The organism is Nesterenkonia sp. HG001 (assembly GCF_034438835.1).
GTDB classification, from domain to species: Bacteria; Actinomycetota; Actinomycetes; order Actinomycetales; family Micrococcaceae; genus Nesterenkonia; species Nesterenkonia xinjiangensis.
In genome coordinates, this window is sequence record NZ_JAOSZD010000001.1 from 252,627 (window position 1) to 265,613 (window position 12,987).

11 protein-coding genes are annotated in these 12,987 nt (G+C 68.9%); 3 read left to right on the top strand and 8 right to left on the bottom strand.

The features are described from left to right. Positions 1–89: 89 nt before the first annotated feature. The 5 genes from ODE13_RS01115 to ODE13_RS01135 form a co-directional block, all read right to left on the bottom strand. Positions 90–929 (bottom strand): carbohydrate ABC transporter permease, encoded by an 840-nt coding sequence (locus ODE13_RS01115; protein ID WP_179542337.1) that lies wholly within the window; start codon positions 927–929, stop codon positions 90–92. Beyond that, a complete protein-coding gene (locus ODE13_RS01120; protein ID WP_322477609.1) occupies positions 922–1,989 on the bottom strand; it encodes a sugar ABC transporter permease in 1,068 nt (355 codons plus the stop codon). The genes ODE13_RS01115 and ODE13_RS01120 overlap by 8 nt, the downstream gene beginning before the upstream one ends. Before the next feature lie 12 nt (positions 1,990–2,001). Next, complete coding sequence (locus ODE13_RS01125) at positions 2,002–3,357, bottom strand: sugar ABC transporter substrate-binding protein (protein WP_322477610.1); 1,356 nt, start codon at positions 3,355–3,357, stop codon at positions 2,002–2,004. Positions 3,358–3,405: 48 nt separating this feature from the next. Continuing rightward, the gene (locus ODE13_RS01130; RefSeq protein ID WP_322477611.1) at positions 3,406–4,563 is read right to left on the bottom strand and encodes a Gfo/Idh/MocA family oxidoreductase; all 1,158 of its coding nucleotides are present in this window, start codon (positions 4,561–4,563) and stop codon (positions 3,406–3,408) included. Positions 4,564–4,627: 64 nt separating this feature from the next. Then, positions 4,628–5,356 carry a sugar phosphate isomerase/epimerase gene (locus ODE13_RS01135; protein WP_322477612.1) on the bottom strand — a complete coding sequence of 243 codons (729 nt, stop codon included), beginning with the start codon at positions 5,354–5,356 and terminating at the stop codon, positions 4,628–4,630. A gap of 211 nt (positions 5,357–5,567) precedes the next feature. Between ODE13_RS01135 and ODE13_RS01140 the strand changes: the two genes are divergently transcribed. Then, on the top strand, positions 5,568–6,797 hold the full coding sequence (locus ODE13_RS01140) for an ROK family transcriptional regulator (protein WP_322477613.1): 1,230 nt from the start codon (positions 5,568–5,570) through the stop codon (positions 6,795–6,797). Between the two features lie 15 nt (positions 6,798–6,812). On the opposite strand, the gene ODE13_RS01145 is transcribed toward ODE13_RS01140, so the two are convergent. Both ODE13_RS01145 and dxr read right to left on the bottom strand, forming a co-directional pair. Continuing rightward, positions 6,813–8,324: a site-2 protease family protein gene (locus ODE13_RS01145; protein WP_322477614.1), complete on the bottom strand. Its 1,512-nt coding sequence runs from the start codon at positions 8,322–8,324 to the stop codon at positions 6,813–6,815. Next, positions 8,321–9,733, bottom strand: coding sequence for a 1-deoxy-D-xylulose-5-phosphate reductoisomerase (gene dxr, locus ODE13_RS01150; RefSeq protein ID WP_322477615.1), 1,413 nt, complete (start codon positions 9,731–9,733; stop codon positions 8,321–8,323). Before dxr ends, ODE13_RS01145 begins: the two co-directional genes overlap by 4 nt. 174 nt (positions 9,734–9,907) lie before the next feature. Here dxr and ODE13_RS01155 point away from each other — a divergent pair, with 174 nt between their 5' ends. Further along, positions 9,908–10,378, top strand: coding sequence for a GNAT family N-acetyltransferase (locus ODE13_RS01155; protein WP_246348824.1), 471 nt, complete (start codon positions 9,908–9,910; stop codon positions 10,376–10,378). A gap of 16 nt (positions 10,379–10,394) precedes the next feature. On the opposite strand, the gene ODE13_RS01160 is transcribed toward ODE13_RS01155, so the two are convergent. Further along, positions 10,395–11,756: an MFS transporter gene (locus ODE13_RS01160; RefSeq protein ID WP_322477616.1), complete on the bottom strand. Its 1,362-nt coding sequence runs from the start codon at positions 11,754–11,756 to the stop codon at positions 10,395–10,397. A gap of 160 nt (positions 11,757–11,916) precedes the next feature. Here ODE13_RS01160 and ODE13_RS01165 point away from each other — a divergent pair, with 160 nt between their 5' ends. Beyond that, positions 11,917–12,900: a Gfo/Idh/MocA family oxidoreductase gene (locus ODE13_RS01165; RefSeq protein ID WP_322477617.1), complete on the top strand. Its 984-nt coding sequence runs from the start codon at positions 11,917–11,919 to the stop codon at positions 12,898–12,900. The last annotated feature ends 87 nt before the right edge of the window (positions 12,901–12,987 follow it).

Below are 12,987 nucleotides of genomic sequence, written 5' to 3' on the forward strand. Positions count from 1 at the left end.
GTCCTTTCCCTGATGACTCACGAACTCTCCTCGCCTGTCCTGCATTCCTGTCGATCATTGATCGGTCCCTGCCTCGATCGCGTGGCCCCTCACTTCACCGCACCCGCCGAGAGCCCGGTGACCAGATGCCGCTGGACCAGCATGAACCCGATGAGCACCGGCAGGGACACCACGACGGAGGCCGCCATCAGCTGGTTCCAGTAGACGTCGGTCTGCGAGGCGTAGGCCCGCAGCCCGATCGCCAGGGTACGGGTGTCCGCATTGGTCATCACCGAGGCGAAGAGCACCTCGCCCCAGGCGGTGATGAAGCAGTAGACCGACACGGCGATGATCCCCGGCCTGGCCACCGGCAGCACCACCCGGATCAGGGCACCCATGCGGCCGGTCCCGTCGATCATGGCCGCCTCCTCCAGATCCTTGGGGATGGAGGCGAAGAATCCGCTGAGCATCCAGATCGCGAACGGCAGCGAGAACGTCATGTAGGTCAGGATCAGGCCCAGATACGACCCGTTGAGCTGGATGCCGACGGTGCGCTGGATCTGCGTGAAGATCAGGAACAGCGGCAGCAGGAACAGGATCCCCGGGAACATCTGGGTGGAGAGCACCATCATGGAGAAGGTGCGGGCCCCCTTGAAGGGGAACCGGGACAGCGCGTAGGCGCCCAGCACCGCCAGCACCACGGAGAAGATCGTCGCGGTGACCACCACGATCAGGCTGTTGACGAAGTAGTGCGCCAACGGCACCGTCGTCCAGATGTCCATATAGGGCTGCAGCGTGATCCGGGAGGGCAGCCAGCTGAACACCCCGCGGACGTCCTCCAGGGGCTTCACGCTGGTCACCAAAATCACGTAGAGCGGCAGCACGACGATCGCGGTGAGGAAGGTCAGCCCCACGGCGCGCAGAATCTTGAATCCGCGGGTCTCAATCATGGAGTGCCTTCCCCTTCGGCATGACCAGCTTGATGTAGAACGCCGAGGCGATCACCAGCGCCACCAGCAGCAGCGCGCTCATCGCGCCGCCGACACCGAAGTTCCAGTAGTTGAACGACTGCTCATAGATCAGCGGTGAGATCAGCGTGGCCTCCGGGGGCGACGCCGGACCGAACAGCACATACGGAATGTTGAACTGGTTGAAGATCCACAGCGAGAGGATCAGCAGCATGACCACATTGGCCTGCCGGATCATCGGCAGGGTGATCGTAGTGAACTGCTTCCACAGGCTCGCCCCGTCCAAGGCGGCGGCCTCGTAGACGTCGTCCGGGATGTTCTGCAACGCCGCCAGCAGCATCAGAAAGGCGAAGGGCCAGAACTGCCACACCGTGACCACCACGGTCACCCAGAAGGCGTTGCCGCCCAGCAGCCAGAACGGGCCCTCGTCCAGGATTCCCAGGTCTTGGACCAGGATCCGGTTGATGACGCCGTCGCGCTGGTTGAACATGAACGCCCAGGCGATCGCCCCGACGTACTGCGGCAAGGCGTACGGAGTCAGGAACAGCGTCCTCAGGAACCCACGCCCCTTGACCTTGGAGGTCAGCAGCACCGCGGCGAACATGCCCAGCGCCCACGCGGCCCCCACGCTGATCAGCGTGTAGACCACGGTGCGCAGCAGGGCGGCGTAAAACTGGCTGCCGATCGGCCCGTCCGGGTCCAGCCCGGTGACGAAGTTCTCCAGGCCGACGAACGGCGCCTGCAGCCAGTTGCCGATGGTGAACTGATTCAGCCCCAGGAAGGCGATGTAGACGCCCAGCGCCATCGGGATGATGTGGATCAGCAGCTCCATCACGCTGGCTGGTGCGATCAGCGCGTAGGGGAAGAGCCGGTCCCGACGGCCCGCTCCTGCGGTCTGCACCACCTGCCCGGCCACCTTGGCCTGCGCGCGGCGCTGATTCCTCTCGGAAGGGGTCAGCTTCCCGTTGTGCCGGGCGGAGGCGGCGTCATCGACGGACCGCTCCCGCTCCGGCGGCTCCTTGACCTTCGGCTCGACTGGCATCCTGGTCCTCCGTCACATCTGCGACTCGGCCGTGGCCAAGGCCTCACGCACGTCGTCCTCGGTCACCTCGCCACCCTGGGCCACATCGGCGAGCAGGTCCCGGATGGCCGTTCCGACCACCGTCTCCATCTGGCTCTCCGAGGGGTACAGCGGCATCGGCTGGGCGTGGTCCTCCAGGATCTGCTGCTTGAGCTGGATCTCTTCGGACTGGAAGGCATCGTCCTCATAGAGGTCGGAGACCACCGGCAGCGCGGTGAACTCCTGGTTGAGGTACGTCAGCTCCTCGTCGCTGGTCATGTGGGCGACGAAGGCCACGGCGGCATCGATGTTGTCCGAGTTCTCGAAGACGCTGATGTTGATCCCCGCCACGTGGGACTGAGTGGCCTCCAGCCCGGTGGCGTCGACGTCTAGCATCGGCATCTCTGCCGCGGCGTAGCCGTCGAAGTCCCGGTTGGAGAACACGTTGCCCGGCGCCTGGTCGAAGACCATCGCCGCCTGGCCGCTCGCGACCTGCTCCACCGACTCCGCGCCGTTGACCAGCTCGGCGTCGGAGGGCGAGACCACGCCGTCCTCCCCCATCAGCTGGACCCATTCCTCGACTCCGGCGACGACGGCGTCGTTGGTGAAGTCCGGCTCGCCGTCCTCGTCATAGAGCTCACCGCCGTGCTGCAGGCCGCGGATGAACGCCGCATGGGCATTGTTCGAGATGCTGGCACCGGCGAGGGTGAAGCCCCACTGGTCGATGCTGCCGTCGTCGTCGGTGTCCTGGGTGAGCTCCTGGGCGACATCGACGAACTCCTCCCAGGTGCCCGGGGGCTCCTCGATGCCGTTCTCCTCGAAGATCTCGGTGTTGTAGTAGAGCGAGTAGCTCAGCGCGTAGAGCGGAACCGAGGTGGGGGTCTCACCCTCCGCGCCGCCGGTGGCCCAGCTGGAGCCGATGAAACGCTCTTCGCCTCCGATGGCCTCCAGCACCTCGCCCTCCCATTCGAGGAAAGCGCCCGTCGCCTGCATCGAGGCCGCCCAGGTGTTGCCGATGTTCAGCACATCGGGGCCGTCTCCAGAAGAGACCGCCGTGAGGATGCGGTTCTGCAGGTCGTTCCAGGGGATGACCTCCAGCTCCACCTCCACACCGGTCTCCTCGGTGAAGCGCTCGATGGTCTCGGAGAGGACCTGCTCGTCCTCCGTGACGGAGTCACCCTGGTTGGAGGCCCAGTAGGTGATGGACCCGGAGATGTTCTCGGTGTCCACATCCTCGGCAGGGCTGGAGCCGCAGGCAGCCAGGGTGCCCGCGGCCAGCACGGCCAGGGGCAGGGTGGTCACACGGCGGACGGTGCCGCCGCGGGCGGCGAGGCGATCGGTGGTGGCCATGACAAGGGTCCCTTCATCAAACGGTGAGAGTGGTGAGTGAAGATCAGATCAATGGGTGGGCCGAGTGGGGTCCCAGTCGATGTCGAGCGGCTCCGAGACCTCCACAGTGCTGGCGACCTCGACGAACTGTCCGGACTCGGCCGCCTCCGCGATGGAGACCATGGCGTCGAGCACATGCAGCGCCAAGTCACCCGGGACACGCTCCCGGCGGTCGGCTCTGATCGCCTGCGCCAGCTCGGCGACGCCGGTGCCACGGGTGTGGAAGGAGCCCTGAGGGGAGATGACCTCAGGCTCGGCACCACCGGTGTGCAGCGTCGTCTCGCCGTCGAAGACGTTGGGATCAGGCAGCACGGCAGTGCCCTCGCTGCCGGCGATCTCCACGAAGCCCGCCCGCGGAAGCTGAGAGTCGAAGCTGAAGACCGACTGGGCGCTGGCTCCGGACTCGAACTCGATGAGCGCGCTGACATGGGTGGGGACCTCGACGGGAAACTCGGTCCCGGCTTTGGGACCCGAGCCGATCACCCGGGTGGCTCGCGCCTGGGAGCCGGTGGCGGCCACCCGACGGATCGGACCGAAGAACTGGACCAGGGTGGTCAGGTAGTACGGGCCGATGTCGAAGAGCGGGCCCGCGCCGCGGGCGAAGAGAAACTCCGGGCTGGGGTGCCAGGACTCCGGTCCGGGTACCTGGAAGAGGGTCAGCGCGGTCAGCGGGGTGCCGATCGCCCCGCTGCGGACCGTGCGCAGCGCCGTCTGCAGCCCCGCCCCCAGGAAGGTGTCGGGGGCGACGGCGATCCGCACCCCCGCCTGTTCGGCGGCCTGCCTGAGCTGGTGCCCGGACTCGCGGTCCAGGGCGTAGGGCTTTTCGCTCCAGACGTGCTTGCCGGCCCGCACCGCCTGCAGCGCCACCTCCACATGCACTGCCGGGATGGTCAGGTTGACGACGATCTCGATGTCCTCCCGCGCCAGCAGCTCCGCATAGGAACCGGAGTCCGGCACACCCCAGGCCTCGGCCTGCTCGGCCGCGCGAGCCGTGTCCAGATCAGCGATGAACGCCACTGCGAGGTCGGGAAAGGCCGTGAGGTTCTTCAGGTACTCGTTGCTGATCACTCCGGCGCCGACGATGCCGACGCCGACCCGGCCGTCGGCCGAGGGGGTCTGCTTCGGCGCCTCGGAGGCGGTGATTCCGGTGCTGGTGCTGGGGGCCATGCGGTTCTCCTGGTCTGGGATCATCAGGCGGGCTTCTTCGTGCGGGTCGTCCCGTTAGGATCGATCAGCTGCTGGTCAGATGAGAGTGGCTGGCGGTGACGGCGTCGAAGATCTCTCCGGAGAAGTCGTCCAGCTCCACCACCGGCAGGGCCCGCGGCGCGGCGGCGAGGATCTCCTGGATCGGCATGCTGCCGGCGCCGACGGCCACCTGGTCCGTGTTCACCTTGGTCTTCGGTCCGTCCTTGACGTGGATCGCCACGACGCGCTCACCCAGGCGACGCAGCAGCTCGGGAGCGGACTCTCCGCCGACCTCGGCCCAGTAGGTATCGACCTCCAGGTCGACGGCGTCGCCCACTGCCTCGGCGAAGACCTCCAGGGCAGAGGTCCCGGCGATCCGGCTCTCCAGCTCGAAGGCGTGGTTGTGGTAGCCCACGCGCAGTCCCTGCTCGGCGGCCCGTGCGGAGGCCTCTCGGAGCTCAGCGGCCACGGCTTCCACTCCTTCGCGGGTCGTCCACCGTGCCGGATCGATCATCGGGTCGATGACCGTGTCGACGCCCAGGCTACGGGCGGCGCTGAAGACCGCGTCCAGGTCAGCTCCGGCGAGCTTGACGTGGGCCGTGGGCGCGGAGAGGCCCAGGCGTTCCAACGGCTCAGCAAGCCGATCGGCGAAGTCGACGAGGCCGAACGGCTCCACCTGGCGAAAGCCGATGGAGGCGAGGCGCTCGAGAGCGGACGCGGGGTCGGCCTCGAGGCTTCCCCTGACGGTGTAGAGCTGGATGGACAGATTGTGCACTGGCGTCGTGCTCCTTCAGGCTGATTCGGGGAAGGCTCGGGCTGCGGGCCGACCGGGATGGATCATGAGAGCGCCGCCACAGACTGTGAGGCCTGTCACGTCGTCCGACAGTGATCACAGTAGACCCACTTCTGGCGAAGGTCAACATAACTCTGCAGTGAATCGCCACTCAACGCCTGGACGGCAGTGGAAGTATGGTTCACTGGTGTCCATGCACGTGGCCAGAAGCACCAATGCGCTCGGTGGAACAGGAGCCAGCGACCTCTTTCAGCTGCTGCGCGATGGCGTGCCCAAGAGCCGCACCGAGCTCGCCGGTCTGACGGGGCTGGCCCGCTCCACAGTCAATGATCGGCTCTCCGCGCTGGCGCAGCTGGGCCTCATCGGGCCCGCCACCGCCGGCGCCTCCACCGGAGGGCGCCCTCCACGGCGCGTGGCGCTGCTGCCCGATGCCAGGCTCGCGCTCGCCGTCGACCTTGGGGCCAGCCACGTCCGGCTGGCTGTGGTGAACCTGCTCAATGCGCAGCTGAACACCTACGAGGAGCCCCTGGACATCGCCTCCGGACCCGAGGCTGTGCTGACGCAGGTCATGCGGCGGGCCGACGAGCTGCTCGTCGAGCTCTCCCGAAGCCGCGAGGACGTGATGGCGGTGGGCATCGGGCTGCCGGGGCCGGTGCACTTCGAGACAGGTCGCCCCGCCCGCCCTCCGATCATGCCCGGCTGGGACGGCTTCGACGTGCCCGGATGGTTCCATCAGCACCTCGCCGCACCGGTGCTGGTGGACAACGACGTCAACCTCATGGCCCTGGGTGAGCACAGCAGGCTGGCCCGGCCGGTGGAGCACTTCCTGTTCGTGAAGGTCGCCACCGGCATCGGCGCCGGCATCATCTCCGGGGGACGTCTGCAGCGCGGCGCCCAGGGCATCGCCGGAGACATCGGACATGTCCGCGTCCGCTCCGGCGACGGTGTCTACTGCCACTGCGGCAACGAAGGCTGCCTCGAGGCGGTGGCCTCCGGCTCACGGCTGGCGGACCGACTGCGCCGTGCCGGCCGACAGGACGTGCTCGGGGGCCGTGACGTGGTCAGCCTCGTGGACTCCGGCGATCTGGAGGCCATCCGCGCAGTGCGGCAGGCCGGACGCGACCTCGGCGAGGTCCTCGCCGCGAGCATCAGCTTCCTGAACCCCGAGGTGATCGCCGTGGGCGGGCGGATGGCCGGCGCCGGGGAGCACCTGCTGGCCGGTGTCCGCGAGGTCGTCTATCAACGAGCGATGCCGTTGGCGACCCAACGCCTGGACATCCACACCGCCACGCAGTCACGGGACGCCGGCCTGCTGGGCGCCAGTCTGCTGGCGCTGCACCACGCCCTCTCGCCAGAGGGCATCGACGCGCTGGCGGAGGCGACGCCGGCCGAGACGACACCAGCCGAGACGACACCGGCCTGAGCCGGACCCCGACCGCTACGAGAACAGGCGTATGGGATTCACGATGTCGGCGTATATCAGCAGCAGACCCATGGCCAGCAGCAGCGCGGCGACCACATAGGTCAGCGGCAGCAGCCGGGAGATGTCGAAGGGGCCTGGGTCCGGGCGCCCGAGAAGCTTCGCCAGACGCCGACGCAGCGCCTCGTAGAGGGCCCCGGCCACGTGGCCGCCGTCCAGCGGCAGCAGCGGGATCAGGTTGAAGATCATCAGAGCCACGTTGACCCCGGCGATCAGCGAGATCAGCGAGGCGAAGCGAGACTCCAGGGGAACCTCATCGAGGGCGGAGAGCTCCCCGGCGATCCGACCGACCCCTACCACGCTCAGCGGCCCGTCCGGGTCGCGTTCGGCCTCGGTGAAGGTGGAGACGGCGACGTCATAGAGCCGTACCGGCAGGTTGGCGACGACGCCGAGCACCGCCTGTGACTGCTGCCAGACCAGCGGCCCGGCCTCCCAGACGGGCTGCTGGACGAGCTCCTGCTCCGCGCCCATCCCGATGAATCCGACCGGTTCGGTGACCAGGGAGCCGTCCCCGGAGCGCTCGGCCCGTCCGAGGCCGTCCAGCACCGGACGCTCGGTGAGGATCGGCGTCAGGGTGGTGGTGTGCCGCTCTCCGGCGCGCAGATACTCCACCTGGGTCGAGGATCCCGCCGAGTCACGGATCAGACCCGTCAGCTCGTCCCAGTCCTGGACCTCCTGCCCCCCGTAGGCGACGATCTCGTCCCCGGGGCGCAGTCCTGCCTCGTAGGCCGGGGCGGCGGGGTCATCCTCGCTGCATTCGGTCTGCCCGGCATCGGCCGCCTCGGCAGAGACCACGCACTCGTAGACCTCGCGCACCTGGGTGTTCGGCTCGGCGGTGCCATGGAAGGAGATCATCCCGGCGGTGAGCACCAGGGCGATGAGACCATTCATGGCGGGCCCGCCGAGCATCACGATGATCCGCTTCCAGACCGGCAGGCGGAAGAACATGCGGTCCTCGTCGCCGGGGCGCAGGTCCTCCGCCGCACCCTCGCGCGCCTCGGCGGACATCTGCTGGAACAGCCCGGTGGACTGCGAGCTGACAGTGCGCACCGGGGTCTCACCCTCCCCCGATCCGGAGGCTGGCTGGCCGGGCTGGTCGGGCTGGTCGAGCTGCCCGTACTGGGCACCGATCTCCCGCAGATACGGGTCCGTGGGCCCGGGGTCGGGATCCTCCCGGCCCACACCGGTGTCCTCGGCGCCGCCGGGCTCCCTGCCGGCGCCGTCCTGCTCCGGAGGCGGATACATCCCGATCATCGCCACGTAGCCGCCCAGCGGCACCGCCTTGACCCCGTACTCGGTCTCCCCGCGGCGCGTCGACCACAGCGTGGGGCCGAATCCGACCATGTACTGGGTCACCCGCACCTTGAACAGCTTCGCCGGGAGCAGGTGGCCGATCTCGTGCAGAGCGATGGAGAAGATGATCCCGACCGCGACGATGAGGATTCCAGCGGTCATCAGCAGCGCTGTCATGCCTGCCCCTCCATCACGTCGTCCGGCCTCGTCTCCGCCGCGCCGGTCCCTGCGCCGGCTCTTGCGCCGGAACTCGACACGGACGCGGCGGCGATGAGCTCATCAGCCCGGGCCCGAGCCTCTTGCTCGGCACCGAGCACATCCTCCAGGCTGGGCGGACCCACACCGCCGTCGTGGTGCGCGAGCACGCGCTCCACAGTGGGAAGGATGTCGGTGAAGCGCAGCGCACCCTCGTGGAAGGCGTCCACCGCCTGCTCGTTGGCGGCGTTGTAGACCGCCATATGCGTCGCCGAGGCCGCACAGGCCTGCTTGGCCAGGCGCACGGCGGGGAAGGCGTCGTCGTCGAGCGGCTCGAATTCCCAGCTCATCGCCTGCGTCCAGTCCACAGGCGCGTCCACCTGCGGCAGCCGCTCCGGCCAGGACAGCCCCAGGGCGATGGGCACATACATCCGTGGGGGTCCGGCCTGCGCGATCGTGGAACCGTCCTGGAACTCCACCAGGGAATGGATGATCTGCTGCGGATGGACCACTGCCGTGATGTCGGCCAGCGGGACGTCGAAGAGCAGGTGAGCCTCGATGACCTCCAGAGCCTTGTTGACCATGGTGGCTGAGTTGGTGGTGACCACACGTCCCATGGCGAAATTCGGATGACGCAGAGCCTGGGCCGGGGTGACCTCCTGCAGCTGCTCAGCGCCCCATCCCCGGAACGGCCCGCCCGAGGCCGTGACGATCAGCCGACGCACCTCGCTTCGTCCGGTCACCGAAGCCGTACACAGGCCTCGCTCATGCCGACCGGAGCCCAGCGCCTGCGCCAGCGCAGAATGCTCGGAATCCACCGGCACCACCTGGCCCTGGCGGCGCAGGGCCGCGGCCACCAGGGCGCCGCCCACCACCAGCGACTCCTTATTGGCCAGGGCCAGGGTGGCTCCGGAGGCCAGGGCCGCCAGCGTCGGGCGAAGCCCGATGGATCCGGTCATGCCGTTGAGCACGACATCGGCCCCCAGCTGCCCGGCGCAGGTCACCGCAGCCTCGGCACCGGAGAGGACCTCGACCGGATGGGACACACCGGCGGCGCGCAGCGCCTCAGCAAGCGGAGGGTGGCCCGGATTGGCGGCGGTGCCGCCGTCGACGGCGATCCCCACGGCCCGTGCGCCGGTGGCGCGCACCTGCTCGGCCAGCAGCCCGGTGTTGGCCCCGGCGGCGAGACCGACCACCTCGAAGCGACCCGGGTTGGCCGCGATGACCTCCAGCGCCTGGGTGCCGATGGACCCCGTGGAGCCCAGCAGCACCACCCGGCGCACGGTCTCCGGACTCGCGGCGAAGTCGCCGTCGTCGCTGCGCCGGACCGCATCGGGCACAGCGGCACTGGACTCGGGCGAGGAGGGAGCGGCGGAAGGGTGGGACGACATGCGCCCCATTATCCCGGCCTGAGCTGGATATCCCGGAATCCGCCCCGCTGGCTCCTCCGTGCCGGCTTCCTCATGCAATGAGACCTGATGCACGTCCGGTGCAGATCTGCCGGTACCCTGGACGCACTGCACCTGTCCCCACCTTCGGCCGTGCGGCCGACGACGAGGAGCCACATGATGATCACGCTGCGGGAAGTACAGCCGAGCGATCTGGACCAGTTCTTCCAGTTCCAGCAGGACGCCGACGCCGCCCACATGGCCGGCTTCGCCTCCACGAACCCGTCTGACCGTGGCGTCTTCGATCACCACTGGGGAGAGCTGCTGAACTCTGCCGACGCCATCGTGCGCACGATCGACTTCGAGGGGCAGCCGATCGGCTCCATCGCCGCCTTCGAGGACGAGGGCGCCCGCGAGATCATGTTCTGGACCGACAAGCAGTTCTGGGGCCGAGGCGTCACCACCGAGGCGGTCTCGAAGTTCCTCCAGGACTTCCCACAGCGTCCGGTGCGGGCCCGCGTGGTGGTGGACAACGTCGGCACGCTGAAGATCCTCGAGTCCCTGGGGTTCACCGAGGTGGGCGAGGAGTCCAGCTTCTCCAACGTGCGCGCCCAGGTGGTCCAGGAGAAGATCCTCCAGCTCAGCTGACCCTGACCATGCACCGTCAGCGCGCCTGATGGTCCAGGGCTCGCGCTCCACGCAGCGGAGAGAGCCCGACGATCAGCGCCGCCAGGATGAACACCACCACTGAGACCCAGAGCGTCTCCCGCAGGCCCAGCAGTCCTGCGGCCACTCCTCCGGCCAGGGCCCCGAGGGCCGCGCAGCCCCGGTTGGCCGTGCGCATGGTGGAGCTCATCCTTCCCAGCATGGCACGCGGGGTCACAGCCTGCTGGTACCCGGCCTCCGCAGGGTCCTCCACCCCCATCGCGAGACCGTAGAGCATCTTCGCCGCGGCGAGCAGGGCCACCGAGCCCGCCGAAGCATCGGGCACCAGAATCATCGCGACCCAGGCCAGCGGCATCACGCCTCGCCCCAGCAGGACCGTGCTGCCCTCGCCCAGCCTCCGGACGATGCGCGGTGCCGCCAGCGCACCGGCGAGTCCCCCGACTCCCGCGCAGGCCAGGACCGCCCCGTACTGCACCGGGGACAGCCCCAGGTGACGCAGCGCATAGATCGCAAAGACGGTCATCGCCGCGCTGTTGGCCAGGAACCACACGTGCGTGGAGACCGCCAGCGGCGCCAGCGTCCGGTGCCGGTACACGAACGCCACTCCCTGCCCCATCGACGACATCAGGCCCCGCCGCGGCAGAGCCCCGAGTCCCTGCATCGGAGTGCGCTGTTCAGGAGTGCTCTGCTCCGAGGTGTGTCGCTCCGATCCGGGGGCACCGGCTTCAGTGACATCGAAGCGGACCGTGGCCATCAGCGCTGCCGAGGCCAGCCTCGAGAAGGCGGTGACGAGCAGCGCCAGCGGTGCACCCGCCCAGGCCACCAGCGCACCGCCGACGGCAGGCCCGGACGTCTGAGCGACGGTCCGGGACTGTCCGATCCGCGCGTTGGCCAGCACCAACTGCTCACGCCCGACCAGGTCCGGGATCGAGGACTGCTCGGCGGCCAGGCTGAACACCCCACAGACACCCACCAGGAACAGCATCGCCGCCGTCGTCGCCAGCGTCAGGTGCCCCAGCACCCACAGCACAGGAATCGCCAGCAGCGCCAGCCCTGCCGCGGCGTGCGAGACCACCAGCACGGGTCTGCGCCGCCACCGGTCCACCAGCGCTCCGGCCAGCAGACCGACCAGCAGGTATGGCAGGAACTGCACAGCCCGCAGCATCCCCACCTCGGCCTCGGAGGCCTCCAGGACCTGCACCACCAGCACGTCGACGGCCACCACGGTGATGCTGAGCCCACAGGCGGTGACCGCGTCGGCGGTGAAGAATCGCGCGAACGAGGGCCTGCGGAGCGGCTCGGCGGGCGGCGGCCCCGTCCGTGGTCGCGGGGCACGTGGCACCTCCGCTGCGTCAGACACTCCGGGATGTCCTTCGCTCGGTTCTCTCATCGAACGTCCAGCTCCTCCCCGCTGCCGCACGCCGAGTGCCCCCGACCTGCGCCGGCGTGCTCGATCATCCTTGCACAGCACAGTGACCCCCATCACTGGCAAGCGCTTTCCTGCGGTAGACTCAGAGATCATGACACCACTTCGCTGGGGAATTATGGCCACCGGAGGCATCGCCCGCGCCTTCGCCGACGACCTGCACACTGCGGATCTGACGGTCAGCGCGGTCGCCTCCCGGAGTCAGGCCTCGGCGGAGACCTTCGCCCGTCAGCACGGGGTCCCCCGGGCACATGGCTCCTACCGGGCGCTGGCCGAGGACCCGGAGATCGACATCATCTACGTGGCCACGCCACACCCGTACCACGCCGAACACGCGCGGTTGGCGCTGGAGAACGGCAAGCACGCGCTGGTGGAGAAGCCCTTCACGCTCAACCGCCCCCAGGCCGAAGCGCTCCGCGACCTCGCCAGAGAGCGCGGACTGCTCGTCATGGAGGCCATGTGGACCCGACACCTGCCGCATATGACCAGGATCCGCGAGCTGGTCCACGGCGGTGCCATCGGTGAGGTGCGCGCCATCTCAGCCGACCACACCCAGCGCCTGTCGAGCGACCCCGAGCACCGGATCAACGACCTGGCGCTGGGCGGAGGCGCGCTGCTGGATCTCGCCGTCTACCCGATCTCCCTCGCCTGGGACCTGCTGGGCGCACCCAGCGCCGTCACCGCGCAGGCTCGGTTCGGCGAGACCGGAGCCGACACCGAGGTGGCCACGATCATGCGGCACGCCCAGGGCGCGCTGTCGACGTCGCTGTCCTCCTCTCGCGGAGCCGGGCCCAACACCGCCCACATCATCGGATCCGAAGGCCGCCTCGACATCGACCGGATCTGGTACACCGCAGCGAGCTTCACGGTCTCGACCCCAGAGGGCAGGGTGGTGGAGCGTTTCGAGCCGGAGATCATCGGCCGGGGCATGCACCTGCAGGTGCGTGCGGCAGAACGCTACATCCAGCAGGGAGAGCTCGACGGCGACGTGCTGACCCTCGACGACTCGGTGGGCATCATGGGAACCCTTGACGAGGTGCGTGCACAGATCGGCCTGCGATACCCCGGCGAGGCCTGAGCCCCCAGCGCGCACCCCTGCTCCCGCAGGCCGGCCCGTCACCCACCGGCGGCGGCCATCGACCGTGCGGTGCTCGTCGGCACCGGG